The organism is Streptococcus caledonicus (genome assembly GCF_042656225.1).
In the GTDB taxonomy this organism is placed as follows: Bacteria; Bacillota; Bacilli; order Lactobacillales; family Streptococcaceae; genus Streptococcus; species Streptococcus caledonicus.
Genome location: NZ_JBHSOJ010000033.1, coordinates 32,613 through 56,844, shown reverse-complemented (window position 1 = coordinate 56,844; position 24,232 = coordinate 32,613). Strand labels below are relative to the sequence as shown.

Below are 24,232 nucleotides of genomic sequence, written 5' to 3'. Positions count from 1 at the left end.
AGAAGAAAGAAAAGTCATCCATTTCCTTGATAAAAAACTGACAAAGTTAACATAGAGTGATAAAATAAAACATAGCTATTCAGTTTAAGGAGACCGAAATGAATCATTTATTTTCAAAAATTAAAGAAGTTACAGAATTGCACGGCATTGCTGGTTTTGAACACGATGTTCGTCACTTTATGCGTCAAAAAATAACTCCCCTCGTTGATGAGGTAGAGACTGATGGACTTGGTGGTATCTTTGGTATCAAACATAGCCAAGAGGAAAATGCACCTCGTATCATGGTTGCAGCTCACATGGACGAAGTTGGTTTCATGATTAGCGATATCAAGGCTGACGGCACCTTCCGCGTAGTTGAAATCGGTGGCTGGAATCCACTCGTTGTTAGCTCACAGCGCTTTGTGTTACACACCCAATCAGGCGACAAACTCCCTGTTATTTCTGGGTCCGTACCTCCACATTTAATGCGTGGCAATGGCGGAGCTCCTAGCATTCCTCGTGTTGCTGACATTATTTTTGATGCTGGTTTTTCTGATAAGGCTGAAGCAGAAATCTTTGGCGTGCGCCCAGGAGACATTATTATCCCAGAGTCTGAAACCATCTTAACCGCCAACAAGAAAAACATCATTTCTAAGGCTTGGGATAACCGCTACGGTGTCCTCATGGTAACAGAGCTTTTAGAGCACTTAAAAGGTCAAGATCTCCCAAATACCCTTATCGCTGGCGCTAACGTGCAAGAAGAAGTTGGTCTTCGTGGGGCTCATGTTTCAACGACTAAATTTGATCCAGAGCTCTTCTTTGCAGTTGACTGCTCACCTGCTGGGGACATCTATGGGGACCAAGGGAAAATCGGTGACGGCACTCTTCTTCGTTTCTATGACCCAGGTCACATTATGCTCAAGGACATGAAAGACTTCTTGCTCACAACTGCTGAAGAAGCTGGTGTTAAATTCCAATATTACTGCGGTAAAGGAGGAACTGATGCTGGTGCTGCTCACCTTAAAAACGGTGGTGTCCCATCAACAACCATCGGTGTCTGCGCCCGTTACATTCATAGCCACCAAACCCTCTATGCTATGGATGATTTCTTAGAAGCACAAGCTTTCTTACAAGCCATCGTAAAACGCCTTGACCGTTCAACTGTTGATACTATCCGAGGTTACAAATGAGAATAGGATTCATTGGCGTTGGCAAAATGGCTAGCGCGATTATCACAGGCTTAAAGACCACTGAGCATGACCTGATTATTTCGGGTGCTTCTTTAGCACGTTCTCAAGAAATCGCAGAGCAGCTCAATGTTTCTTTTGCCCAGTCACACCAAGATTTGATTGATCAATCAGACATAATCATTTTAGGAATTAAACCTCAGCTCTTTGAGGCTGTCTTGTCACCACTAACCTTTAAACAACCTGTCATCTCAATGGCAGCTGGTATCACACTAGATCGTTTGGGACAATTAACAAATCCAGAGCTTCCCCTCATTCGTATCATGCCTAATATCAATGCTCAGTTACTTGCAAGTACCACAGCCATCTCTACTAATGACAAAGTAACCCCAGATTTACTTGATTTAACTAAGGAAATCTGCAATAGTTTTGGAACTACCTTTGAGATTGCAGAGAAAGATTTTGATACCTTTACAGCCTTAGCAGGGTCTAGCCCTGCCTACATCGCCTTATTTATTGAAGCTTTGGCGAAAGCAGGAGTTAAAAACGGTTTCCCAAAATCGTTAGCTCTGAACATCGTTGCTCAAACAGTTCAATCAACAGCTCAGACTATCTGGTCTGGCCCAGACAGTCCTCATGAGTTGATTGACAAGATTTGTAGCCCAGGCGGAACAACAATCGCTGGGCTGATGGAATTAGAACGTTTGGGTCTGACCCATGCTACCAGCTCTGCTATTGACAAAACCATCGAAAAAGCAAAAAACTTGTAGAACATTGACGTCTACAAGTTTTTTTATTACTAGAAACGAGACGGATTCACCATACCGTTAGCGATTATAGTTAAACTATTTAATCTGCAACAACAGAATCAAAAATCCTATGCTATTGTGTAAAAAATGTAACAGCATACTATATTCTAGCCGTTTGCTGAAATAAGCGACTGCTGATAGTACAAGCCCCATCCCAATATATTGAACCGCTGTGCCGACAGTATTAGGTACGTGAGCAAGTCCAAACAAAATCGCTCCAACGATATAACCTAACCAACGCCAGTTTGTTGAAAACATGCGAGGAATAAGTCCTCGACAAATCGTTTCTTCCATGATTGGAGCACCCAGTACAATCATTGTGAACATCAAAATAGCAGGAAGTTGAGTTATCAACTCTTCAATTGCTGCTTGGTTAGTCGCTAGAATCTCATCCCCCATTGCTAAGGAAATGATAACTCCAATCATACTAACAGCATATATCGCTACTTCCCCTCCAAAGAGAAATAGAGCAAGTTTTTTCCAGTTTAAGTTTTCTTTAGGCTTAATTAAATTTAATTTAAGTGCCAAGAAAAATACGCCAACAATAGCAAGAAAATAAATTACTAAACTCATTGTCAACTGTAGCCCTGTTAAAGGAGCATTTCCATTATCTTTCAAAAAAAGTAGAGCTGGTAGCTGAACTAACTGACTGGTACCATAAGTCATAATCGCTAGCAGACCATATACAAGTCCCCTGAGTACATGTTTTTTCATTATCATTTTCCTTTTTCTTGAATTGTTGATATAGTACAACTTTATCGTTGTTTTGTCAATTTATTTTTTGAGATGCTTCTTCTTGGCAAAATAGAAAACAAGCACAACTGACACCACTAACCATAATATTAAGAACCAAAAACTTTTATCTGATAGAGGGTACTCTGCTCCTTGTAAATTCCATTTCGTATAAGCACCCATGTGTGTATAGGTAATCCATTTTCCCATATCTTCATTCATCATAGCCATCATTGGTAAAAGCATCGTTGCCATCATTACAGGCATTGCTGAAATAGTAGCTCTTGCCTGTGTATCACAGACTAAAGCTACTGCTAGATAGAGCAAAATAGTTACCAGAGAGGTTAAAATAGAAACTGCTAGATAGTTTACCCAATTTGACAAGTCAATGTTTAATGCAAAAGGCAGAGCTACTAGATAAACGACAACAGTCGCAAACGGAATAAAGAGACTAGCTATCACATATTCCCAAACTTTAACACCTGATAATATCAGGGTACGCTGATTATTTTTTTCAGCTTCCTCTGCTATTAAAGTTGGTAAAACATATCCAATCATCGCTGAAATCATAGGTAATACCATCCCAAAAATCATATCATGACTGTTTGGCATATCCTTAAACATAAAAGAATAAAGAGCGATAAAGCCTGCAGGCATTAGTAGCATGACTGCTGTTTGTTTATTAGCAAGGAGAATTTCTTTACGGCTCCAAATAAGAGCTGATAGGCATTTAAACATTTAAGGCACCTCCTGTCAATGTGATGAAGACATCTTCTAAAGTTGGTTCACATGAGTGAATTGTTTCAATCGTTGATGTTTCTAAAGTAGATAAAGTATCATAAGTAACTTCCTTTGTACTGCCATCTTGATAAGCAACGACAACTTTTTTGTCAGTATAATATTTCTTAATAAGGTTTGATGGGGTACCTGTTTCTACTAGTTTTCCTTGGTGAAGGAGTGCTAAATGGTCACAAAGTAGCGTTGCTTCATGCATGTCATGAGTTGTTAAAAAGATAGTTGTTCCTTTCGCTTTTAAATCCAACAACAACTCGTGAATAACACGTGAGGTTGAGGGATCAAGTCCGCTAGTTGGTTCGTCTAGGAAAAGGACCTTAGGTTGATTGATGAGCGCACGCGCTAATAGCATGCGTTGCTTCATCCCTGTTGACAATTTCTCAGCTGGCTTATCCTTGGCTTCATAAATTCCTACTGCTTTAAGCAAACCGTCGACACCTTTATTGCTCACGCCGAAAAGTTTAGCGTAAACCTGCATATTTTTATAAAGCGTCAGCTTTTCATAGAAGCCACTGGTGTCACTGACAATGCCAATTGTTGCCAAGTCTTCTGATGTCAAATCCTGCGCAGCTTTTCCAAAAACCTCTGCCGAACCTTCTGTCGCTAGTAATTGTCCAGTTAAGATATTGATGGTCGTGGTCTTTCCTGACCCTGATGGCCCAAGAAAACCAAAAATCTGACCTTCCCCAATCTCAAACGAAATCTTATCCAAAGCCACCTGCGAGCCAAAATGTTTTGTTAAGTTTGATACTTTAATCACCATGTTTATTTCCCCTTCATCTCTCTTATTGATGTATCCAGTATACGGTAGATAACTCCTTTTTGATTATCTTTGTCCTGAAATGTCATTTTTTCACCCTGAATGACCAGATTAGATCATCACTATTACAGTAATTTGTCTAAACCAGCCTTAATCACTGTTTGTCCTAACAAAGTGGTAAATAATAGAACAACTAGCAATACGTGATAGTCTAATGTTATCTGCCAAAAAGCAAATAGCACCAGAAGGCCCATGACAAATAACACTAACAAAGCATAGGTTAGTTGCGCTGCTAAATTTCTAATATGACGACTTCTCTCATCATAATAGAAAATGTAATAGCGATTAAAGGATTTCTCGTTTCTGGCTAAGAAAAATACTCGTAAACTGACTGTTAAGACTCCAATAGCTAAACCTATCAAAAATCCTAGTGTGTAAGAGCTTAATGATAAGTAAAAAAGTGATAGGAATATAAGTAAGCTAAGTACCATTCCAATTTTTGCTTTTATAGTCAATTCTTTTTTAAAATGCTCTTTGGACTGTTGTTTTCCAAAGTTTTGTAAGATATCATTTAATAGTTTTAACATGATTAACTCTTTCCTAATTTGTTTGACGTAACTGTTTCATGGCTACTTGTCCCATGAAATAAACAAGACCCGCTACTATCATCATTCCAATACGCTGAATGAAGGTATAGCCACTTATAGCATAGCTTGCCCCAAAAACAATTCCCATCATTATAATAATTTCTTTAAGTAATTTTTTCATGATTATGCCTTCTCTTTTTATCTATTTGTTTTCCAAGACAAATAATAGTCATTGCTACTATCGTTCCCAGTAATAACACTTTTCCAATCCCTAGAATACTCTCACCTGAAGAATACAAACTCAAAATTATTATTCCAACAGGTAACCACTCTTCACTCTTTTTCATCATCGCTTCCTCCTAATCTTCAAATATAAAAACGTCTTCGATTGTTTTACCAAAAAATTTGGCTATTTTATAGGCCAGCTCTAGTGAAGCATTATAGCGCCCTTTTTCAAGGGAGATGATTGTTTGTCTGGTAACTTCCAACTCATCTGCCAACTCTGCCTGACTGAGCTTTTGTGCTTTTCTTAGCTCTTGAATTTTAGTTTCCATAATAATCACACCTTAAGGTTCTAAGCATACCAATCCCTCGTTTACACCTAAATGTTCCTTTCTTTTTATTTATCAAAGTTGACGCGAATAATAATATTTAATCGCATGAAATAATCCAGACATAACTAAGCCAACTCCAAGTATAGCTAGTGCAATAATCCTCTTTGTCCTGCAGTTAGTTCATCATATACATAACCAAAAACAGTTCGAGAAAGAAAGATTCCGCCAACCATTAAAACTTGCATCATTTTCGATAAGCTAAATGCTCAACCTGAGTATTACGTTCATCATTCTTTTTAATAAGGTATCTCTTACGATAGGCTTTATCTCATAGTAAACGAGTATTTTTATAACCATCTACCAGCACTAATAAAACTGTCATTACCATAAATAAAATCCAGTCATTGCTTTGAATAGCTTGCCACAGAAAAAATCCTAATAAAACTGGTATTGCAAATAGAGTTTGCTTAGCATCTGATAGAATCTTTTTTTCTGTTAGTTTTTTCATCTTGATTATCTCCTTTTTGTCAAGTTCGCTTTACAAAAAAAGTATAGCTTGCTTTACATAAAATGTCAAGCGTGTTTTACAAAAAATGTAAAAAGTTTTGATATTTTATACTCTGCTATTTTTCCACACAAGAAAAAAACCACCGAAGTAGTTTTTAAGTTAGTCTTTTATTAGAGCATTAACCAAGCTAGTTACAAGGAATAGAATAATAAAAATCATGGTAATAGTCGCACTGGCTGGTGTTTCCCAATAATACGATAGAAATATCCCTGACACCATGCCGATAAAACCAACGATAATGCCCATAACGATGACTGATCGGAAATTATTTCCTAATCGCATGGCAATGGAAGCTGGAAGCACCATGATTGTCGAAACTAGAAGCGCTCCTGCTGCTGGAATGGTAAGCGAAATCGCAACCCCTGTTACCACGTTAAAAAGCGTAGACATAAGGCGAACAGGCAAGCCATCCACAAAGGCTGTGTCCTCGTCAAAGGTTAAGACATACATGGGACGGATAAAGAAAGCCGTCAGCAAGAGTACGATTCCAGCAATCACAAAGAGGGCAATCACCTGTTCTTGACTAATTGTGATAATAGAACCAAAAAGATACTGCTCAAGGCTAACTCCTGAGGAAGAGTCTGATTTACTCATTAAAATCAAGGACAAAGCCAAGCCCATTGACATCAAAATGGCAGTTGAAATCTCCATATAATGGCGGTAGACTGTTCGTAAATACTCTAAAATAACTGCTGCTATCGAGACCACAAGAATGGTGGTCCAAGTCGGGTTAACACCGCTAATCACTCCTAGTGCTACACCTGTCAAAGAAACGTGACTGAGGGTGTCAGACATCAAACTTTGCCGACGCAAAATTAAAAAGGTTCCTAAAATCGGTGCAAAAATAGAAATAGCAACCACTGCCCATAGAGCTCGTTGCATAAAGTCATAGGCTAAAATATCAGTGAGCATGTATTCCTCCTTCCTCATCTGCTTCATGTACATTAAAACAACGCCAAGGGAGGTCATGATTTCTCACCAAATGGATATTTCGGTCAGTATAATCTTTAACTTCTTCTGGATCATGAGTAATCATAAGGACCGATTTTCCATGCTTATGAGCTGAGTGGTGCATCAGTTCATAAAAAGTCTGGGCCGTTCCAGAATCCATACCTGTTGTTGGCTCATCAAGTACGAAAATATCTGGATCGCTGGCGAACATGCGCGCAATGACAACACGTTGTTTCTGACCACCAGACAGGGCTCCCAACCGTTTATGACGATTTTCCCACATGCCAACAGCCTCAAGACTGGCCTTAATGTGCTCTTCATCATGTTTGGTCAGATGCCGAAACCAACCTTGTCTTGGATAGCGCCCTGAACGTACAAATTCATAAACCGTACTTGGAAAGCCTGCATTAAAACTAGCAATCTGTTGTGGTAAATAGGCAATACGAAGTTTTTTCCCATCTTTATTGACCTTAGAAATCGTCACTTGCCCCTTCTTAGGTTTTAAAACGCCTAACGTAGCCTTGATTAAGGTCGACTTTGCAGCCCCATTTTCACCTGTTAGAGTCACAAATTCACCACTATCTAAATAATAGCCGACTTCATTTAGAACAGGCTCTCCATCGTATTGAAACGACAGATTTTCAACGGTAATATAGCGCATCTAGTCCTCCAATCTCTTAGAAAATATCGTAATAAAACGACTAATAATCAATTGCTCTTCCTCAGAAAAATCCTCTAAAAGACCATTATAAACTGAAATTGTCTTGTCATGGTGGTGGCTATGCTCTTCCGCAATCGGAGTGGCATCAGCGGTCAATGTCAAATGTAGACTACGCCCATCTTCTTCTTTTTTAGTTGTTTCCAGCATTCCTTTTCCGACTAGACTTTTAACGGCCTTAGTCACCGCTGCTTGGCTAACATTGAGCCTCTTAGCCAGATCAGAACTTGTCAAATTTTCTTGAGATAACAGCATAAGGATATGTTCTTGCGTATTGGTCAATTTTACATGACTTTCACAAGAACCAATGAGTAATTCATGTTGATTTTCTGCTTTTAAGAGAATGCGATTGATTAGGGCATCTAATTGGTGTGCTAATTCTGTCATCTTAAACCTCCAAGGTGAAATCATATTTTTAGATTCTTTTTCATTGGCAAAGCCTTATCGCTTCATTAACTGGTTAATTATACCACAATAAAAAGACAGGAGCAAGATTTACCCCTGCAAAATGCGAACTTTGTAGACTTCTTTACAAAATCCTTTCATGCTATTAACAATGCGGTCAGCACGCTTTTCTGTTGGACAAAGGGCAAAAACGGTGGGCCCAGAACCTGTCATCAGTGTGACATCAGCGCCACATTTAAGCATGCGATCCTTGATTTTTTGGATAAAAGGCTTACGCGCTATGGTCACATCTTCCAAAGAATTCCCCATATAGCTTATCATACCTTCATAGTCTTTAGCCAGCAGCGCTTTTTTCAATGACGAAATATCAACCCTCGAAATGGTTTCTAAATCAACTTTAGGAAAGACTGTTCGTGTTGAAATGCCGAAATGAGGCTTGACAAGAACAACCCAAGAAGAAAGTGAAGTTTCAAGGCGTTCCACAATCTCTCCCTTACCTGTCACCAAAGAGCAACCCGCTTCAAGACAATAAGGAACATCACTTCCAATTTGAAAACCTATCTCAATCATCTCTTCCTTACTCATCTCAAGATGCCATAGTTTATTTAGACCTCGAATAGTTGCTGCAGCATCGCTAGACCCCCCTCCAAGACCGGCACAGATTGGAATTGATTTTTGAAGCGTAATGTCAACTCCTTTTGTAATGCTATATTTTTCTTTTAAAAGCAGAGCTGCTTTATAAACATCATTTTTTTCATCAAGGGGCATTTTATGATTATCAGAGCTCATCTTAATCTCATCACTCTCAAGCAATTTTAAAGTGATGTAATCATTTAGGTCAACGCTCACCATAATCATGGATAGTTCATGATAACCATCTGGATGTTTCCCAGCAATGTCCAATCCAAGATTAATCTTGGCTGGTGCTTTTTCAATAACTTCCATCTTCGTCCCCTTTCAAATGATTTTTAATCATTATACCATAAAATAAAAGACAAAAAGAGGGATTTGCTCCCTCATCATTTAGAACTTATCTTCACATTTTTTTGACTATCGGCCTTATGTGTAGAGATACTAAAAATGTCAACTTGTGAATACAGTTTCTGAGACTTCATTCCATTCTATATCAATGTCTAATCCAAAATGATCGGAAAGAATCGGGGTCGCTTTACCGTCAAAAATAACTTTTGAGGAAACAACATTTAACGTTTTACTGACAAAGGCATGGTCAACTTTTAGAGCTTGCTGATTACCTTCCCAACCATCAATATTTGCTAAAATCGTATAATTGCCTAAAACATGGCTTGCTACCTGATGACTATCAACTACATTTAAGGAACTATTGACAATCATGCTATACCCTTCTTGGTCTGTAGGGTTGTTAAAGTCTCCCATAAGAACGATTGGGTAAGAATGTGATTGTAAATGGTCTTCAAGAATTTGCCATTCTCCTTCAAAACCTTTACCAAACCACGATAAATGAAGGCTTGCTACCGTAAGTGCTCTACCAGTGACCTCTGTCGTCGCCAAAAGAATTCTCCTTGTATGGTAATCCGTATCATCGTCAACATCCGAAACCAAAAGTTCCTGAACTTCAATTGGCGTTTTACTAAGTAAGGCAACCCCCTCATGATAACGGTCATAACCAATATGATTATAAGCCCAAGACCAGTAGTAACGTTTCCCTTTTTGTGCCAATTTTCCCGTCAAAAGGTAAGCATAATGATCCTCATGTAAAACTGGCGCAGAAGGCAAGGCTTGATAATCCGCTGGCGCTACTACACGTGAAGTCGTCATCAACTGGTTAATTTCTTGAAGACAGACAATGTCATAATCTTCCTGTAAAATATGCTCCACCAATTGTTCCAATTTCTTTTCTGGATGATCTTCCATCCAAGAATGGGTGTTTAAGGTTAATAATTTCATGAGTTCTCCTTTAGTCGTTATCAACTCTACTGTATTTGTTAATAATGGAAAAAGCTGAGCAGGTAATCACTCAGCTATTTCATAATCACGTTTATTTTTCAGTTGTCGGAATGGTCACACCTGAATCTAGAATATCTTGAATATCAGATTTTAAAATATCAGCTTTTGGTCCGTAAACCGCTTGGACACCATTATCCTTCAAGAAGAGACCTAGGGCACCAACTTTTTTCCAAGCTTCTTCATCCGCAACCTGAGACGCATCTTGAACAGTAACACGAAGACGTGTCATACATGCATCAACGTCGACAATGTTGCCACGACCACCAAGAAGATTGATGATTTGCACACTTTGTGAATTTTTATTAACTGTAGCTGATTCTTCATCTTGTGAAGCCTCTTCGTTTTCATAGTTACCAAGACGACCTGCAGTTGCAAGTTTCATTTTACGAATCATGATATCGGAAATGAAATACATTACCACTGCAAAAAGAAGTGATACCCAAACAAAGTTAATCAAGTCACCACCCAAACCCGCTTTAATCGCCATTGGTGTACGTGTTAAAAGTTCAATGTTACCAAATGAGTGAACACGAAGGTTCACAAGGTCGGCAAATGCAAACGCGGCACCTTGAACAAAGGCATAAACAACGTAAAGTGGCATAGCAACGAACATGAACATGAATTCAAGTGGTTCAGTAACACCAGTCAAGAATACAGCTGCCGCTGCTGAGATAAACATCATTTTATATTGTTTTTTCTTATCGGCATCAACGTTTTTGTACATAGCAAGAGCCACACCCATAAGTGTACCAGTCGCACCAATCATTTGACCAACTTTAAAGCGAGCTGGAGTAAATGCTGTAAACAAATCACTATAAGCAACCGTATCACCAGCGTCTTTAAAATTAATAAGATCTGTTACCCAAGCCAACCAGAGTGGGTCTTGTCCAAATACCTGAGTACCGTTAGCAGCACCGCTTAAAACATCATAGGTACCACCAAGAGCTGTGTAGTTCATTGGAATGGTCAACATGTGATGTAAGCCAAATGGTAAAAGAAGACGTTCTAAGGTACCATAAACAAACGGGGCAAAGAATGGTGCAGATTCCTTGGAAGTCGCAATCCACATACCAAAACCATTGATTCCTGATTGGATAACAGGCCAGATAAAGGCAAGAGCGATAGCTGTTAATACTGAGCGCCAAATAACAATAAATGGTACGAAACGTTTACCGTTAAAGAAAGAGAGCACATCAGGTAGCTTACGGTAGTTGTAGTATTTATTAAAAGCTGTCGCACCCACAAAACCTGAAATGATACCGACAAAGACACCCGTGTTAAGTGCTGGCGCTTCAAGAACACTGGTAAAATAGTTAGCTACTGCCATTTTAGTCCCAAGGAAGCTCGTCACAACTGCTTCTGAATCAGATAACATAGCACTAGAAATGCCATAAATCGCCCCAGTAATACGGTTAATCAAGACAAAGGCAAGACCAGCAGCAAATGCACCTCCAGCACGTTCTTTAGCCCAGCTTCCACCAATGGCTAAAGCAAAGAGCAAGTGAAGGTTACCGATAATTGCCCAACCAATCTGTGCAACAACATTACCAACTGTTGCTAAAACAGCATTACCTGGTGCAATAAGGGGAATTGAGTTCCCGATACTGACCATCAAGCCAGCAGCAGGCATAACAGCGATAACAACCATTAAACACTTACCGAACTTTTGCCAAAATTCAAAACCGAATTTTTCTTTTAAGTTTTTCATAAGTCCTCCTATGCTAACGTTTGCATTACGGTGCAAACGTTTGCGTTGTTTTGATAAGCTTATTATAGCACACTTTTTTATTTTGTAAAGCGTTTTCTAAAAATATTTCACAGAAGTTAAGCTCATCAACTCTTAATTCTTTCCTTACTTAAAACTGACAAAAAAAGCCTAATTAGAAGATTTAATTAGACTTTTGAAGAGTTGCGTTCTATGATTTCGTGTGCGACAATGAGGTGGTCTTTGCTTTCGTTTGGACTGACCAACTGCTTAGCTGCAAGTTCTCCTAATTGGTATGGAAAAATATCCACTGAGGTTAGAGAGGGACTAGCGAGCTCTGTCATCATTGAATTATTGAAACTTATCATAGCATAGTCACTCGGTGATTTGTCAATGCGGAATAAAAAGCGTTGTAAGCGAAGAGCCAACATATCATCAATGCTAACAAATCCTGTAACGGTTTCTTTGGCTAAATAGTGTGACAACTGTTCTTGATTAGTGTCATCTTCTTGCCTTGGAAGATGGAGTAATTTAGGTGACAGCCCTGCTTCTTCCATCGCTAATTGATAGCCTTCAAAACGGTTTGCTTGTACTAGCTCTGCCATATCTGTATAGGTATAAACGAGGTCTTTATAGCCTTTTTCAATCAGAAAACGGGTCGCATCTTCTCCTGCTCTGCGATTGTCATTATCCACGAAGGTGATCCATGAAGGAACCTTGCTATAGGGTTGACCGACAACGACACAGGGGATTTTCTCTTTTTGAACCGCTTCAAAAACAGGGTCATCTTTTTTAGCGTATAGGAAAATGAGACGGCGGATGTTTCCACTACGGATGAGCGTTTCAACATTTTTAAGTAATTCTGCTTCACTACGCCCTGTTGCTAGACTAACCATGAAATTATAATCTGTACAGACACTACTAATACCTTGAATAATTTGCATGAAAAAAGGGTTGTTACCAAGCGATTCTTGATTTTCGCGCACTGGCAAGACAATTCCTACCATATTAGAATCACGTTTTACGAGATTTTGAGCTGAGTAGTTTGGAGAGTAGTTTAACTCCTCCATTGCTTTTCTAACTTTTACCTTGGTAGCTTCACTAATCATGTTGTTATTATGGAGTACACGTGAGGCCGTAGAGGCAGAAACTCCTGCTAGCTTTGCGACGTCTTTGATAGTTGCCATATCATCATTTCTTTCTTTCATATTCATTCCTAATAGCCTTAGGATAGCATTTTCTAAAAAACTGTCAACTTAAAAACTTAAAGTACGGTGCTATCTTAAAAAGTATAGATAATAAAAGTCAAAAAACATCTCACACTAAATGATTTTCAGCGATATTTTTGGTAAAATAGCTGTGCGATTTCCCATTTTCTATGTTAGACTAGAAAATAAGAACCAATGAAAGGCATCCAGATGATTAACGTTGAAGAGATTCTCTCACGCATGAATCCTAATCAAAAAGTCAACTACGATAAAGTCATGCAACAAATGGTCAAAAAATGGCAGGCAGAAAACACCCGACCAAGTGTCCTCATGCATGTTTGCTGCGCGCCATGTAGTACTTATACTTTAGAGTACATCACCCAATTTTGTGATGTGACGATTTATTTTGCCAATTCCAACATTCATCCCAAAATCGAATACGAACGCCGAAGCTATGTCACACAAAAATTTGTCAATGATTTTAATAGCAATGCTGGTCAACAGGTGCAATTTTTAGCTGCCCCTTATGAACCAAACGAATTTTTCCGAAAAGTTCACGGTCTTGAGGATGAGCCAGAAGGCGGTGACCGTTGTAAGGTCTGCTACGATTACCGCTTAGACAAAACTGCAGCCAAGGCTGTCGAGCTAGGTTTTGACTACTTTGGCAGTGCGCTGACCATCAGTCCACATAAAAACTCCCAGACCATCAATGCCGTCGGTCTGGAAGTGCAAAAAATCTACGACACCCAGTATTTGCCAAGTGATTTCAAGAAAAACCAAGGCTACAAACGATCCGTGGAAATGTGTGCTGAATATGACATCTACCGCCAATGCTACTGCGGCTGTGTCTTTGGTGCCCAAGCCCAAGGCATTGACCTCATACAAGTCAAAAAAGATGGCAAAGCCTTCATGACAGGTAAAGACCTTGAACGTGACTACTCCCATATCCGATTTGTCGTGAGCGGGAAGGAAATTTGATAAGATATAAAACAAGATAATTCAAGTTACTTCAATGTCACACTATACACCTCTCTAATATTTTTGTCGGGAGGACGATTGCCCATTTCACCATCCATGAGAAAGCAAGACTATGACACCTATTATTGTTTACCCCAAACGCTACCTAACCTTTCTCTACCTCATCGGCTCACTTAGTTTTATATTAGCAGCGACTACCATTTGGGTGATGAATCCCTCTGAAATACCTATATTACTGCGCTCGATCACACTACCATCAGGAGTGTTCTTTACAGTGTGCCGTTATTTTTTTCAAACGCCTTATTTTCCCAAGACCCTTATTAATTGTTAACGATGATGGCATTTTAGACCAATCAGCAGCCATTAGAGTTACCCAAACTATTCCTTGGAAAGATATCAAGGATATCCAGTTAACCTATTACTTTACCCAAACCTTTATCTCAGCCTATCTCTTCAATGAAGAAAAGTATCTGAACCGCATAAATAGCTGGGCAAAGAAAGCATACCTGACAAACCGTAAGTTAGGATTTCCATTAGTCAACATCATCCTAAACACTAGCAATCAAAAAACTGAAAACATTCTGGCTACCATTGAACAAAACTATGGCGAACGGTATTAAAAATTATGAAAGACAGGTCACTCGGCCTGCCTTTGTTTCTTATTTCGCCATCTCCAAGGCATAACTCACTGCCGACAAAGCATAGAGTGGCGCGGTTTCTGTTCGCATGATGCGAGGACCTAAACCAACTTTGATACCACCAGCTTGTTCAAAGGCTTCGATTTCTTTTGGTGAGATACCACCTTCTGGACCGAAGATAAAGAGAAGTTTGTCCCCTTCTTTCACCGCCTTTAATTCACGCGCCAAGGCTGATAATTCACCTGCTTTAGCCGTTTCTTCGTAGGCAATGAAAGTTTTGTCAAAAGCTGATAGCTGTGCTAAAAAATCTGCCTTTTTCTCAAACAAAGTGACGTTTGGGACACGATTGCGTTTACTCTGCTCTGCGGCGCCGAGGGCAATTTTCGCCAGCTTTTCTTCTTTCTTAGCTAATTTTTTGCCATCCCACTTGACCACAGACCAGTCGGCAGGATAAGCCCAGATAGCACTAACACCTAGTTCTGTTGCTTTTTGTGTGACCAAATCTAGCTTGTCTCCCTTTGGAAAGCCTGAGGCGATGGTCACTTGGACTGGCATTTCCACATTGTCAGCTAACTCTTTTACCAATTCAAATTGATGGGCGGCGCTGTCTGACACTTTCGCCAAGTGCTTCACGCCATCTTCAAAGACCAAAACCACCTCATCACCGTCAGTCAAACGCATGACGTGAAACATGTGCTTGATAGTATCCTTATCAGCGATGGTTACTAGCTTCTCTGCTTTGCCATTTACAAAATACTGCTGCATCTAGCCTCCAATCACGCCCGACATATCGTCGGTTTTCTTAAAGACCACACAGTTCCACTCGCCCTGAATCATATGCGTTTCGAGGAAAAAGCCTGCGCTGTAAGCCGCTTCGAGGACCATATCCAGTTTTTCGGCAATAATTCCAGACATGATGAGATAGCCCTCATCCTTGACCAAACGGTACGCATCATCGGTCAAATGAATCAGAATATCCGCCAAAATGTTGGCAACGATGACATCAGCTTCTTGCGTCACACCTTTCAGAAGATCTCCTGCTGCCACATGGATATTCTCCATCCCTGGGTTCATGTCAATATTCTCCTGAGCCACGCGCACCGCCACATCATCAAGGTCATAGGCGAAAATCTCCTTGGCGCCAAGAAGCGAGCTGGCAATGGAAAGAACGCCTGAACCCGTTCCCACATCAATCACCGTCTCCCCACCACGAAGCACCTGCGAAAGAGCAAAAAGGCTCATCTTGGTTGTTGGGTGAGTCCCCGTACCAAATGCCATTCCGGGATCTAGCTTAATAATTTTCTCTCCATCTGTCGCCTCATAGTCCGTCCAAGACGGCACAATGGTCAAGTCACGCGTGATACGAGCAGGCTCATAGTATTTCTTCCAATTCTCTGCCCAATCTTCCTCAGCCAAATCCTGACTGTCAATGCGGACAGCCCCTGTCGCCACACCGTAATCAGGCAACTCCGCAAGACCAGCCTCAATCTCAGCCTTGACCGCCTCCAAATCCATAGTATCAGGATAGTAAGCCGTCACCGCAATCATCTCAGATTGCTCCACCTCAGGATACAGCTCGCCAAAACGATCCTCTTGACCAATATAATCCGCCGAGTCACTAATCGCAACCCCCTGACTCCCTGTCTCAATCAATAAATTTGAAACAGCTTCCTCTGCCTCACGATGGACAGTAATGGTTAATTCTTTCCAGTTGTTCATCATTAAAATACCAAGCCCGTAAAACACAACGTCAAAATAGGAAAGACTCCGACGATGCTTGCATCTAGGAGAACTTTATCTTTTTGACACAGTGTTTAGGGCGGGTTCAGTTAGATAAACTAACTAAACCATTTCCTTTCTGTTCGTTTTATTTAAAACAAATTACTACATTCTATGTTTTCCAAAGCGTTTTTGAAATGCGGCACTAATAAATTCAATTCATCAAAACCTAACCAGGTGCAGCTATCATGTTCTTCAGATAACGTTAAAGATGATAAGTTTTCTACTTCTACCAAGTATATAAGTCCCGCTACTTGAAAGTCACCTGTCTTCTTCATATAATTCCATGTGGTCAAAATTTTTTTAGGAGCAACAACTAAATTGGTTTCTTCTTTCATCTCACGAATTAGCGTTTCTTCAATTGTTTCACCAAATTCCATTCGACCACCTGGTATTTCCAATAATGGAGAGGCTTGTTTTGTTTTATGTACTGCCAAAAACTTTCCTTCATCATTTAGTACTAGCGCTTTTATTCCAAAAAATAATTGAGTCATTTTTCTCTCCTTACTTAGCTCCCCTTTACCTAAACACCTCAACCCAATTGCGCTTTTGATACAGCACTCGCAATACAGCGATTGCTTTGTCATTGACGATGTAAAAGACGAGATAGTTCCCAGCAAGTGTCATCCGTAGCGTATGGTCCTTAGAAAATTGTCTCCCTATTCGTTCTGTCACATCAATACCAAGGTCTGGCACTTCTAAAAACTGCTCCATTGCTAAACGAATGTTGGTCATGGTGGTTTCGGCAGCCTGAGGTGCTAAAAAACGCTTCAAAATATAGTGGTAAATCTCATCTAAATCAGCCTCTGCTTCGGGCATAATCCGCAACTCACGAACCATATTTTGAAAATACCTCATCAACAGACTTCCCTTTGCCATCAAGGTAGCTGGTATAGCCCTTTTGAATTTCAGAGAACAGTTCATCTACAATGCAATCTTTTTTTGACTTTTCATTGTCTAATAGCATAGCAGGGACACGCTCTTGTTCAACGACAGTCTGTAACAGATTATTAAACAAGGTCGTCATATCTAAGTTTTCATAACCAACAATTTCTTTTGCACGTTGCAATAAATCTGCATCCGTCCGAAAACTAAACTGAGAATTCTTTTGAATCGTAGCCATTCTTTCTCCTTTGTATATTTTGTATATACATTTTAACACATTCGCCACTATTCAGCAATTTAAAGCCCTATGAGACTCACCTTCATAGAACTACGAATTCTTTATTTTTTGCCTCTAATACTCATCCAAAATCAAAATTAGCATTTTAGAACCTCTAATACTTTTGATGGACTACCGAACGAAGTGAAGCTAAAATGTTTCTTTCGCTATAGTGGTATTCATATCGAGAGTTTACTATCGATATGAACGGATTTTTGGGAGAACTACAGAAATTGAAAGTCAATTTCGTAGTAGTTCCCCCGCAAGGATGATTAGGTTGGACGCTGTCGAGGAGTCGACAAGTACAGCCAATCATCTACTGCGAAAAACAGGCTCAAAAAGTAGCAATGAAACTCCGTAGGAGGTTGCTTGCGTCCGTACCTTTTTAGAAAGAAGCAAAAAAAGTAATTTTTGATTTTTGTTAAGTATAAGGACATCATAAAATCAAATGTCAACAACCAAAATAAAAGCATAAAATCAGCTATTTTATTACTAATACTGATTCTATGCTTTTTATGTTCTATTTAGGTTATCAAGCAATGTTTCAGAGAAAAGCGACCGTCTTTAATTTCTCTGTTCTAAATAATCCTTCAATCGTGCTTTGAGACTATCATAAACTTGATCATCGTTTAAAAATCCTTCAATCGGCATCATCTTCCAGCCCTGTCCCTCATCTCCAAAGACAATTTGATTAATGTCTGCTTGGCTAATCATTCCGACCATAAAGACAGAGTCTTTTGTTGGATCAATCATACCTGGATATTGTTTAACCCAGCGAATGCTTTCTTTAGAAAGCGTAATCCCTAACTCTTCATACGTCTCACGTTGGACACATTCAAAGGGCGTTTCATTATCCTCACGACCGCCTCCAGCTAGATCCCAAGTATTTGGATAGGGGATGGTTGGAATATCATCACGCAAAATACTGAGAATATTGTCCCCATTTAGTAGGGCAATTTTCGCTCCCGAAAAGGGAAATCTTTCATCTAATAGATCCATGTTTTCCTTCCATTATTCTTGACAATAGCTGAGCGGTACTGCTAAATACGGTCATAATAGTATTTTTGAGCTTCTTAAGCTTTCCCGCTTCTGTCCATGTTCCAGAAATCAGTCACAGCACCTTTAGCTGCTGATGACACGGTATGAGCATACTTACCGAGAACCCCACGGCTATAAAGTGGTGGGATAACAGTCGTTTTCTTACGCTCTGCTATTTCGTCATCAGAAACATGCATGGTGATTTCTTTGGTATCTTGGTCAACGGTAACAAGGTCTCCTGTACGCAAATAGGCAATCGGACCGCCATCCTGCGCCTCTGGGGCAATGTGTCCGACAACGAGACCGTAAGTACCACCTGAGAAACGACCATCCGTCAGAAGGGCAACCTTATCGCCTTGACCTTTACCAACAATCATAGATGATAGTGACAGCATTTCAGGCATACCTGGGCCACCTTTTGGACCAACGTAACGCACAACTACCACATCACCGTCAACAATCTCATCGGTAAGAACCGCTTCAATAGCAGCTTCCTCCGAGTCAAAGACCTTAGCTGGACCCGTGTGGTTACGAACCTTAACCCCTGATACCTTAGCCACAGCTCCATCTGGTGCCAAGTTTCCTTTAAGGATGATCAATGGGCCATCGGCACGTTTTGGATTCTCAAGTGGCATGATAACTTTTTGACCAGGTGTCAAGTCATCAAAGGCTTCCAAGTTCTCTGCGACTGTTTTACCAGTACATGTGATGCGGTCGCCATGCAAGAAACCATGTTTCAACAAGTATTTCATGACGGCTGGCACGCCTCCAACCTCATAGAGGTCTTGGAAAACGTATTGACCAGATGGTTTCAAATCGGCCAAATGAGGCACTTTTGCTTGAAGCGCATCAAAGTCTTCTAAGGTCAAATCAACATTAGCCGCGTGAGCGATTGCCAACAGGTGAAGGGTGGCATTGGTTGACCCACCGAGCGCCATAGTTACTGTAATGGCATCTTCAAAGGCTTCGCGCGTCAAAATATCAGACGGCTTCAGACCTAACTCAAGCATACGGACAACGGCACGACCTGCTTCTTCAATGTCAGCTTTTTTCTCTGCTGATTCCGCTGGGTGAGATGATGACCCTGGCAAGCTCATTCCCATGACTTCGATAGCTGTTGCCATGGTATTTGCCGTGTACATACCGCCACAGCCACCAGGCCCAGGGCAGGCATTACATTCCAAAGCCTTCACTTCTTCGGCAGTCATGTCGCCGTGGTTCCATTTCCCGATACCTTCAAAAACAGATACAAGGTCGATGTCCTTGCCATTCAGATTACCTGGAGCAATGGTACCACCGTAGGCAAAAATAGCAGGAATATCCATATTAGCAATAGCAATCATGGAACCAGGCATATTTTTATCACAGCCACCGATAGCGACAAAGGCATCCACATTGTGCCCACCCATCGCAGCCTCAATGGAATCCGCAATGATGTCACGAGAAGTTAGTGAAAAACGCATCCCAGGCGTCCCCATGGCAATTCCGTCAGCTACAGTAATGGTTCCGAACTGAACAGGCCATGCCCCAGCATCCTTGACCCCTTCCTTAGCTAATTTCCCAAAGTCATGCAAGTGAATATTACACGGCGTATTCTCAGCCCAAGTCGAGATAACCCCAACAATCGGCTGCTTAAAATTCTCATCCGTCATCCCTGTCGCACGCAACATGGCACGGTTTGGCGACTTGACCATACTATCGTAAATCGCAGAGCGATGACGCGGGTTAGTTAGATTATTTTCAGTCATATCACTATCCTCTTACCTTGATTTTTATCTATTTTACCATAATTCTAAAAATTTGGTTGAATTTTCTGTCAATTTATTGTTTAGGTCTTAAATGGATGGAGAAAAACTTCGTGATAAGTTGTCCCATGATTCAGATTCTGCCGAATTTATCATATAAAGTTGGCAGGTTAAAAGAGTAATAACCCGAATATTAATAAAACTAGTCATTTTTTAGCTAATCCAAATAGCATTCCCAATAAAAACACATCCCTCCGCTTCACTTTTTCTCTTATTTCATCCCTACCATCCAAAGGCATCTGTTGGTGCTTGAAGATATTGGAGCCATTTCTTATCCTGCAAACGACAAAGTGTAATAGACAAACCAGCCATATCAAGACTGGTAACTAAGCGTCCTGTTTTGGTAAAGACGATTTCTAATTCATCCAGTGCCAAAAACTCTAATACATCATTTGTAAAGATTAATTCTTCCATTTTAGAAGTTGCACCAAGATTATTGATCACCAAAATAAATGACTCCCTATCTTGCCACTTTAACTTCATTTTGAGCTTATTAATCAATTCATTAGCTAATATTTCCGAAGATTGAAATGGAACTGTGCGATAACCAGGTTCGCCATGAATGCCAATCCCAAATGAAATGTTTCCTGGTTCTAATTGAAACATTGGATGGTTGTCACCCAAAATTGTGGCAGGTTTAGTCGCAAATCCTAGTGTTGCCATTGCCGTCGCCACTTCCAATCCAAGTCTTTCCAATTCTTCTAAACTTGCCCCTTCATAAGCAGCCTGTCCAATGATTTTATGAAGTAAAACAGTCCCCGCTACGCCCCGATGTCGTAATTTAAAATTAGAGGTCTCTACTGAAATATCATCATGTGATATGACATACTTCACCGGGATACCTTCCGAGCGCGCTTGATAAATCGCTTGGGAAAATTCGCGCAAATCAGCTTCAAAATTTTTGATGATGACAAACACACCTTTTCCACGATTCAAAAAACGAATGACCTTTAAAATATCATTAGCGCACGGTGGCACAAAAATCGGTCCACTGATGGCAGCCGTCAACATACCTTTTCCTACATAACCAAAGTGAGCTGGTTCATGTCCACTACCACCACCTGATAGTATCGGAATCTGATTTTCCGACACTTCACGATAGTAGACTGCTGCTAAATCCTCAATTTGCTTTAAATGAGCATTAACCTGAGTAATCGCTTCAATACTTTCTAATACAAAATCCATTCCCTTGTTACATACTTGTACCATAAACTTTATTCCTAATAATTTTTCAATGATGCCGTAATCAGTTGCACAATAGCTTGGCTCTCTAATCGACCTAAGGATAGCCGACTCGTTAAAAAACGTTTAATCACATTAGCCAATGCCAAGCTATGATAGATCAGAAATAATTCCCGCTCTGCTTGGCTATCAAAATCTCTAAACTGATAATCTTCCACTAATTTATCAATCAACTGTCGGCAGTACCCTTCAAAATATGATGAAAAATCATTCTGATCTGCAATTTCAAATAATTTTCCATAAAATTCTCTATTTCTATGGCAGAAGTCCAACAGCTCTGTCAACAATTGCATCCCTGAAATATAATCTAAATTGTCTGTGACTTGTTCACGTAATTCTGTCTGAAAAATCCATTCCATCAATTCGTATTTATCCACAAAATGACTATAGAAAGTTTGACGCCGAATGCCTGCTTCTTCCATTATAACACTGACAGAAATTTTATCAAAAGGCTGTATCACAAATAATTTTTTAAAAGCTTTCGCAATTCGCTTTTTTGTAATCAATGAGGAGACCATCTTTTCCTCCCGTGAAATACTAAGTGTCTTCTATAAGCTAGTCTACCACGTTTCCATACAATTAGAAAGTATTGTAAGGCGGACAGTTTCGCCATTTTGTCCCTTCCGGAAAAGGCTTTCAAACTTTATAATGAAATAGAAAAAACGAAAAGGAGTTACACTCATGAAAAAAATTATCAACAAACCAACAGACGTTCTTCCTGAAATGCTTGACGGACTTGCCTTTGTCCACAGTGACTTAGTCCATCGTGTAGAAGGTTTCGACATTATTGCACGCAATGCTGAAAAAACAGGGAAAGTCGGTGTTATCTCTGGTGGAGGAAGCGGTCACGAACCTTCCCATGCTGGTTTTGTCGGTGACGGCATGCTTTCTGCCGCTGTCTGCGGTGCTGTCTTTACCTCACCAACTCCTGACCAAGTATTGGAAGCTATCAAGGAAGCTGACGAAGGCGCTGGGGTCTTCATGGTCATCAAAAATTATTCGGGTGATGTCATGAACTTTGAGATGGCGCAAGATTTGGCAGAGATGGAAGGTATTCAAGTAGCCAGTGTTATCGTAGACGATGATATCGCCGTTGAAGACAGTCTCTACACTCAAGGAAAACGTGGGGTAGCAGGTACTATTTTTGTTCACAAGATTCTTGGAGAAATGGCACGTGCTGGTAAATCACTTGAAGAAATCAAAGCCGTTGCGGATGAATTGGTACCAAACATTCATACCGTAGGGCTTGCCCTTAGCGGTGCTACAGTCCCTGAAGTTGGCAAACCTGGCTTCGTTCTCGAAGAAGATGAAATCGAATTTGGTATCGGTATTCACGGCGAACCAGGTTATCGCAAAGAAAAAATGCAACCTTCTAAAGCGTTAGCTAAAGAGTTAGTTGAGAAATTAACTGATTCCTTCGATGCCAAATCAGGAGACAAATTCGGTATCCTCATCAATGGTATGGGGGCTACACCACTTATGGAACAATATGTCTTTGCCAACGATGTAGCGGAGCTCTTAGATCAAAAAGGCTTAGCCATCACTTACAAAAAATTAGGAAACTACATGACTTCTATTGACATGGCCGGTTTGTCATTGACCTTAATTAAACTGGAAAACGAGGACTGGCGTGCTGCCCTTGAAAGCCCAGTTACAACTATCGCTTGGGGATAAGGAGAAGAAAATGGATGTAACAACTGCACAAGCTTGGATGACTGCCTTTCATGCAAAAATCCAAGAACACAAAGATTATTTATCCGAACTCGATACGCCAATCGGTGACGGCGATCACGGGGGCAATATGGCGCGTGGCATGTCCGCCGTCATGGAAAATTTGGAAGCCAATGAATTTGCTAGCGCAGCAGATGTCCTTAAAATGGTCTCCATGCAACTTTTGAGCAAAGTCGGTGGTGCCTCTGGTCCTCTCTACGGCTCAGCTTTTATGGGTATGACAAAGGCAGAGCAGGCTGGCGCCGATTTAGCAGACACCGTTGCTGCTGGCCTTGACATGATTCAAAAGCGAGGGAAAGCGGAACGCAATGAAAAAACAATGGTGGACGTCTGGTCGGGTGTTGTGATTGCCTTGAAGGAAGGAACCCTATCTGAAGAAATCATTGATGAGTTAGTTGAGGCCACAAAAGAGATGAAAGCTACAAAAGGGCGAGCTTCTTATGTCGGCGAACGCTCAATTGGACATATTGACCCAGGTTCCTTCTCATCTGGCTTGCTCTTCAAATCTTTACTTGAAGTCGGAGGTGTCTAAATGTCAGATATTGGAATTGTGGTCGTTTCTCATTCAAAACATATTGCCCAAGGCGTAATAGACTTGATTTCAGAGGTAGCAAGAGACATTTCTATCACCTACGTCGGTGGGACTGAAGACGGCGGTATCGGAACTTCATTTGACCAAGTACAGGCGGTAGTGGAACAGAATGACAAAGATACTTTGCTCGCATTCTTCGATCTCGGATCAGCCAAAATGAATTTAGAATTAGTCGCTGATTTCTCAGAGAAAACTATCATCATCAACTCCGTACCGATTGTAGAAGGAACTTATACCGCTGCTGCACTCTTGCAGGCTGGCGCTGATCTAGATAGTATTCAAACACAATTATCGGATTTAACAATCAATAAATAAAGGAGACT

30 protein-coding genes and 1 pseudogene are annotated in these 24,232 nt (G+C 40.4%); 7 read left to right on the top strand and 24 right to left on the bottom strand.

The annotated features are described in order from the left end of the window. Positions 1 to 98 precede the first annotated feature (98 nt). Positions 99 to 1,169: a glutamyl aminopeptidase gene (pepA, locus tag ACFPQ3_RS11510; RefSeq protein WP_156805925.1), complete on the top strand. Its 1,071-nt coding sequence runs from the start codon at positions 99 to 101 to the stop codon at positions 1,167 to 1,169. After that, a complete protein-coding gene (gene proC / locus ACFPQ3_RS11505) occupies positions 1,166 to 1,936 on the top strand; it encodes a pyrroline-5-carboxylate reductase (RefSeq protein ID WP_156805924.1) in 771 nt (256 codons plus the stop codon). Before pepA ends, proC begins: the two co-directional genes overlap by 4 nt. A 75-nt stretch (positions 1,937 to 2,011) precedes the next feature. Here proC and ACFPQ3_RS11500 read toward each other — a convergent pair whose 3' ends face one another. From ACFPQ3_RS11500 to ACFPQ3_RS11430, 15 genes and pseudogenes are all read right to left on the bottom strand, one after another. Continuing rightward, positions 2,012 to 2,689, bottom strand: a complete 678-nt coding sequence (locus ACFPQ3_RS11500) for a CPBP family intramembrane glutamic endopeptidase (protein ID WP_198039894.1) — start codon at positions 2,687 to 2,689, stop codon at positions 2,012 to 2,014. A 60-nt stretch (positions 2,690 to 2,749) separates the two neighbouring features. After that, on the bottom strand, positions 2,750 to 3,445 hold the full coding sequence (locus ACFPQ3_RS11495) for an ABC transporter permease (RefSeq protein ID WP_156805922.1): 696 nt from the start codon (positions 3,443 to 3,445) through the stop codon (positions 2,750 to 2,752). Beyond that, a complete protein-coding gene (locus tag ACFPQ3_RS11490; protein WP_156805921.1) occupies positions 3,438 to 4,265 on the bottom strand; it encodes an ABC transporter ATP-binding protein in 828 nt (275 codons plus the stop codon). Before ACFPQ3_RS11490 ends, ACFPQ3_RS11495 begins: the two co-directional genes overlap by 8 nt. A 122-nt stretch (positions 4,266 to 4,387) precedes the next feature. Beyond that, positions 4,388 to 4,849, bottom strand: coding sequence for a hypothetical protein (locus ACFPQ3_RS11485; RefSeq protein ID WP_156805920.1), 462 nt, complete (start codon positions 4,847 to 4,849; stop codon positions 4,388 to 4,390). A 13-nt stretch (positions 4,850 to 4,862) separates the two neighbouring features. After that, entirely contained in the window at positions 4,863 to 5,030 is a 168-nt protein-coding gene (locus ACFPQ3_RS11480) for a hypothetical protein (protein ID WP_156805919.1), read from the bottom strand. After that, positions 5,014 to 5,199 (bottom strand): hypothetical protein, encoded by a 186-nt coding sequence (locus tag ACFPQ3_RS11475; RefSeq protein ID WP_156805918.1) that lies wholly within the window; start codon positions 5,197 to 5,199, stop codon positions 5,014 to 5,016. Before ACFPQ3_RS11475 ends, ACFPQ3_RS11480 begins: the two co-directional genes overlap by 17 nt. A gap of 9 nt (positions 5,200 to 5,208) precedes the next feature. After that, positions 5,209 to 5,403, bottom strand: a complete 195-nt coding sequence (locus ACFPQ3_RS11470; protein WP_156805917.1) for a helix-turn-helix transcriptional regulator — start codon at positions 5,401 to 5,403, stop codon at positions 5,209 to 5,211. Positions 5,404 to 5,731: 328 nt separating this feature from the next. Then, a complete protein-coding gene (locus ACFPQ3_RS11465; protein ID WP_156805916.1) occupies positions 5,732 to 5,911 on the bottom strand; it encodes a hypothetical protein in 180 nt (59 codons plus the stop codon). Between the two features lie 159 nt (positions 5,912 to 6,070). Beyond that, complete coding sequence (locus ACFPQ3_RS11460) at positions 6,071 to 6,883, bottom strand: metal ABC transporter permease (RefSeq protein ID WP_156805915.1); 813 nt, start codon at positions 6,881 to 6,883, stop codon at positions 6,071 to 6,073. Beyond that, the gene (locus tag ACFPQ3_RS11455; RefSeq protein ID WP_156805914.1) at positions 6,873 to 7,583 is read right to left on the bottom strand and encodes a metal ABC transporter ATP-binding protein; all 711 of its coding nucleotides are present in this window, start codon (positions 7,581 to 7,583) and stop codon (positions 6,873 to 6,875) included. Before ACFPQ3_RS11455 ends, ACFPQ3_RS11460 begins: the two co-directional genes overlap by 11 nt. Further along, complete coding sequence (locus ACFPQ3_RS11450) at positions 7,584 to 8,027, bottom strand: zinc-dependent MarR family transcriptional regulator (RefSeq protein ID WP_156805913.1); 444 nt, start codon at positions 8,025 to 8,027, stop codon at positions 7,584 to 7,586. A 108-nt stretch (positions 8,028 to 8,135) separates the two neighbouring features. After that, positions 8,136 to 8,990 carry a 4-(cytidine 5'-diphospho)-2-C-methyl-D-erythritol kinase gene (gene ispE, locus ACFPQ3_RS11445; RefSeq protein ID WP_156805912.1) on the bottom strand — a complete coding sequence of 285 codons (855 nt, stop codon included), beginning with the start codon at positions 8,988 to 8,990 and terminating at the stop codon, positions 8,136 to 8,138. A 138-nt stretch (positions 8,991 to 9,128) separates the two neighbouring features. Continuing rightward, entirely contained in the window at positions 9,129 to 9,971 is an 843-nt protein-coding gene (locus ACFPQ3_RS11440; protein WP_156805911.1) for an endonuclease/exonuclease/phosphatase family protein, read from the bottom strand. 106 nt (positions 9,972 to 10,077) lie between these two features. Continuing rightward, positions 10,078 to 11,739: pseudogene (locus ACFPQ3_RS11435) on the bottom strand (PTS transporter subunit IIBC); the annotation flags it as partial. 185 nt (positions 11,740 to 11,924) lie between these two features. Then, positions 11,925 to 12,923 carry a LacI family DNA-binding transcriptional regulator gene (locus ACFPQ3_RS11430; RefSeq protein WP_156805980.1) on the bottom strand — a complete coding sequence of 333 codons (999 nt, stop codon included), beginning with the start codon at positions 12,921 to 12,923 and terminating at the stop codon, positions 11,925 to 11,927. A 231-nt stretch (positions 12,924 to 13,154) separates the two neighbouring features. On the opposite strand from ACFPQ3_RS11430, the gene ACFPQ3_RS11425 reads away from it, so the two are divergent. Both ACFPQ3_RS11425 and ACFPQ3_RS11420 read left to right on the top strand, forming a co-directional pair. After that, the gene (locus ACFPQ3_RS11425; RefSeq protein WP_156805910.1) at positions 13,155 to 13,922 is read left to right on the top strand and encodes an epoxyqueuosine reductase QueH; all 768 of its coding nucleotides are present in this window, start codon (positions 13,155 to 13,157) and stop codon (positions 13,920 to 13,922) included. A 212-nt stretch (positions 13,923 to 14,134) separates the two neighbouring features. After that, positions 14,135 to 14,542, top strand: a complete 408-nt coding sequence (locus ACFPQ3_RS11420; RefSeq protein ID WP_380434554.1) for an STM3941 family protein — start codon at positions 14,135 to 14,137, stop codon at positions 14,540 to 14,542. Positions 14,543 to 14,581: 39 nt separating this feature from the next. Here the strand turns inward: ACFPQ3_RS11420 and ACFPQ3_RS11415 are convergent, their stop codons facing one another. From ACFPQ3_RS11415 to dhaS, 9 genes are all read right to left on the bottom strand, one after another. After that, positions 14,582 to 15,325 (bottom strand): 16S rRNA (uracil(1498)-N(3))-methyltransferase, encoded by a 744-nt coding sequence (locus ACFPQ3_RS11415; protein ID WP_156805909.1) that lies wholly within the window; start codon positions 15,323 to 15,325, stop codon positions 14,582 to 14,584. Further along, positions 15,326 to 16,279 carry a 50S ribosomal protein L11 methyltransferase gene (gene prmA / locus ACFPQ3_RS11410; RefSeq protein ID WP_156805979.1) on the bottom strand — a complete coding sequence of 318 codons (954 nt, stop codon included), beginning with the start codon at positions 16,277 to 16,279 and terminating at the stop codon, positions 15,326 to 15,328. It lies immediately after the preceding gene. Positions 16,280 to 16,431: 152 nt separating this feature from the next. Next, positions 16,432 to 16,833 carry an NUDIX domain-containing protein gene (locus ACFPQ3_RS11405; RefSeq protein WP_162012426.1) on the bottom strand — a complete coding sequence of 134 codons (402 nt, stop codon included), beginning with the start codon at positions 16,831 to 16,833 and terminating at the stop codon, positions 16,432 to 16,434. Positions 16,834 to 16,858: 25 nt separating this feature from the next. Beyond that, entirely contained in the window at positions 16,859 to 17,197 is a 339-nt protein-coding gene (locus tag ACFPQ3_RS11400) for a type II toxin-antitoxin system RelE/ParE family toxin (RefSeq protein WP_232323199.1), read from the bottom strand. Further along, entirely contained in the window at positions 17,169 to 17,462 is a 294-nt protein-coding gene (relB, locus tag ACFPQ3_RS11395; protein WP_156805907.1) for a type II toxin-antitoxin system RelB/ParD family antitoxin, read from the bottom strand. The genes ACFPQ3_RS11400 and relB overlap by 29 nt, the downstream gene beginning before the upstream one ends. Before the next feature lie 603 nt (positions 17,463 to 18,065). Further along, on the bottom strand, positions 18,066 to 18,500 hold the full coding sequence (locus ACFPQ3_RS11390; RefSeq protein ID WP_156805906.1) for an NUDIX hydrolase: 435 nt from the start codon (positions 18,498 to 18,500) through the stop codon (positions 18,066 to 18,068). Between the two features lie 74 nt (positions 18,501 to 18,574). Beyond that, a complete protein-coding gene (ilvD, locus tag ACFPQ3_RS11385) occupies positions 18,575 to 20,287 on the bottom strand; it encodes a dihydroxy-acid dehydratase (protein WP_156805905.1) in 1,713 nt (570 codons plus the stop codon). Positions 20,288 to 20,566: 279 nt separating this feature from the next. Then, positions 20,567 to 21,553, bottom strand: a complete 987-nt coding sequence (gene dhaQ, locus ACFPQ3_RS11380; RefSeq protein ID WP_156805904.1) for a DhaKLM operon coactivator DhaQ — start codon at positions 21,551 to 21,553, stop codon at positions 20,567 to 20,569. An 11-nt stretch (positions 21,554 to 21,564) separates the two neighbouring features. Next, positions 21,565 to 22,104: a dihydroxyacetone kinase transcriptional activator DhaS gene (gene dhaS / locus ACFPQ3_RS11375; protein ID WP_156805903.1), complete on the bottom strand. Its 540-nt coding sequence runs from the start codon at positions 22,102 to 22,104 to the stop codon at positions 21,565 to 21,567. A gap of 163 nt (positions 22,105 to 22,267) precedes the next feature. Between dhaS and dhaK the strand changes: the two genes are divergently transcribed. From dhaK to dhaM, 3 genes are read left to right on the top strand one after another with little or no spacing between them, the layout of a single operon-like run. Further along, positions 22,268 to 23,260 carry a dihydroxyacetone kinase subunit DhaK gene (gene dhaK / locus ACFPQ3_RS11370; RefSeq protein WP_156805902.1) on the top strand — a complete coding sequence of 331 codons (993 nt, stop codon included), beginning with the start codon at positions 22,268 to 22,270 and terminating at the stop codon, positions 23,258 to 23,260. 10 nt (positions 23,261 to 23,270) lie between these two features. After that, a complete protein-coding gene (dhaL, locus tag ACFPQ3_RS11365; protein WP_156805901.1) occupies positions 23,271 to 23,849 on the top strand; it encodes a dihydroxyacetone kinase subunit DhaL in 579 nt (192 codons plus the stop codon). After that, on the top strand, positions 23,850 to 24,224 hold the full coding sequence (dhaM, locus tag ACFPQ3_RS11360) for a dihydroxyacetone kinase phosphoryl donor subunit DhaM (RefSeq protein ID WP_156805900.1): 375 nt from the start codon (positions 23,850 to 23,852) through the stop codon (positions 24,222 to 24,224). The last annotated feature ends 8 nt before the right edge of the window (positions 24,225 to 24,232 follow it).

Bases quoted from the DNA above. Each gene is read 5' to 3' on its own strand.
- pepA (WP_156805925.1), top strand. From the start codon at position 99: ATGAATCATTTATTTTCAAAAATTAAAGAAGTTACAGAATTGCACGGC.
- proC (WP_156805924.1), top strand. From the start codon at position 1,166: ATGAGAATAGGATTCATTGGCGTTGGCAAAATGGCTAGCGCGATTATC.
- ACFPQ3_RS11500 (WP_198039894.1), bottom strand. From the start codon at position 2,689: ATGAAAAAACATGTACTCAGGGGACTTGTATATGGTCTGCTAGCGATT.
- ACFPQ3_RS11495 (WP_156805922.1), bottom strand. From the start codon at position 3,445: ATGTTTAAATGCCTATCAGCTCTTATTTGGAGCCGTAAAGAAATTCTC.
- ACFPQ3_RS11490 (WP_156805921.1), bottom strand. From the start codon at position 4,265: ATGGTGATTAAAGTATCAAACTTAACAAAACATTTTGGCTCGCAGGTG.
- ACFPQ3_RS11485 (WP_156805920.1), bottom strand. From the start codon at position 4,849: ATGTTAAAACTATTAAATGATATCTTACAAAACTTTGGAAAACAACAG.
- ACFPQ3_RS11480 (WP_156805919.1), bottom strand. From the start codon at position 5,030: ATGAAAAAATTACTTAAAGAAATTATTATAATGATGGGAATTGTTTTT.
- ACFPQ3_RS11475 (WP_156805918.1), bottom strand. From the start codon at position 5,199: ATGATGAAAAAGAGTGAAGAGTGGTTACCTGTTGGAATAATAATTTTG.
- ACFPQ3_RS11470 (WP_156805917.1), bottom strand. From the start codon at position 5,403: ATGGAAACTAAAATTCAAGAGCTAAGAAAAGCACAAAAGCTCAGTCAG.
- ACFPQ3_RS11465 (WP_156805916.1), bottom strand. From the start codon at position 5,911: ATGAAAAAACTAACAGAAAAAAAGATTCTATCAGATGCTAAGCAAACT.
- ACFPQ3_RS11460 (WP_156805915.1), bottom strand. From the start codon at position 6,883: ATGCTCACTGATATTTTAGCCTATGACTTTATGCAACGAGCTCTATGG.
- ACFPQ3_RS11455 (WP_156805914.1), bottom strand. From the start codon at position 7,583: ATGCGCTATATTACCGTTGAAAATCTGTCGTTTCAATACGATGGAGAG.
- ACFPQ3_RS11450 (WP_156805913.1), bottom strand. From the start codon at position 8,027: ATGACAGAATTAGCACACCAATTAGATGCCCTAATCAATCGCATTCTC.
- ispE (WP_156805912.1), bottom strand. From the start codon at position 8,990: ATGGAAGTTATTGAAAAAGCACCAGCCAAGATTAATCTTGGATTGGAC.
- ACFPQ3_RS11440 (WP_156805911.1), bottom strand. From the start codon at position 9,971: ATGAAATTATTAACCTTAAACACCCATTCTTGGATGGAAGATCATCCA.
- ACFPQ3_RS11430 (WP_156805980.1), bottom strand. From the start codon at position 12,923: ATGGCAACTATCAAAGACGTCGCAAAGCTAGCAGGAGTTTCTGCCTCT.
- ACFPQ3_RS11425 (WP_156805910.1), top strand. From the start codon at position 13,155: ATGATTAACGTTGAAGAGATTCTCTCACGCATGAATCCTAATCAAAAA.
- ACFPQ3_RS11415 (WP_156805909.1), bottom strand. From the start codon at position 15,325: ATGCAGCAGTATTTTGTAAATGGCAAAGCAGAGAAGCTAGTAACCATC.
- prmA (WP_156805979.1), bottom strand. From the start codon at position 16,279: ATGAACAACTGGAAAGAATTAACCATTACTGTCCATCGTGAGGCAGAG.
- ACFPQ3_RS11405 (WP_162012426.1), bottom strand. From the start codon at position 16,833: ATGACTCAATTATTTTTTGGAATAAAAGCGCTAGTACTAAATGATGAA.
- ACFPQ3_RS11400 (WP_232323199.1), bottom strand. From the start codon at position 17,197: ATGAGGTATTTTCAAAATATGGTTCGTGAGTTGCGGATTATGCCCGAA.
- relB (WP_156805907.1), bottom strand. From the start codon at position 17,462: ATGGCTACGATTCAAAAGAATTCTCAGTTTAGTTTTCGGACGGATGCA.
- ACFPQ3_RS11390 (WP_156805906.1), bottom strand. From the start codon at position 18,500: ATGGATCTATTAGATGAAAGATTTCCCTTTTCGGGAGCGAAAATTGCC.
- ilvD (WP_156805905.1), bottom strand. From the start codon at position 20,287: ATGACTGAAAATAATCTAACTAACCCGCGTCATCGCTCTGCGATTTAC.
- dhaQ (WP_156805904.1), bottom strand. From the start codon at position 21,553: ATGGTACAAGTATGTAACAAGGGAATGGATTTTGTATTAGAAAGTATT.
- dhaS (WP_156805903.1), bottom strand. From the start codon at position 22,104: ATGGTCTCCTCATTGATTACAAAAAAGCGAATTGCGAAAGCTTTTAAA.
- dhaK (WP_156805902.1), top strand. From the start codon at position 22,268: ATGAAAAAAATTATCAACAAACCAACAGACGTTCTTCCTGAAATGCTT.
- dhaL (WP_156805901.1), top strand. From the start codon at position 23,271: ATGGATGTAACAACTGCACAAGCTTGGATGACTGCCTTTCATGCAAAA.
- dhaM (WP_156805900.1), top strand. From the start codon at position 23,850: ATGTCAGATATTGGAATTGTGGTCGTTTCTCATTCAAAACATATTGCC.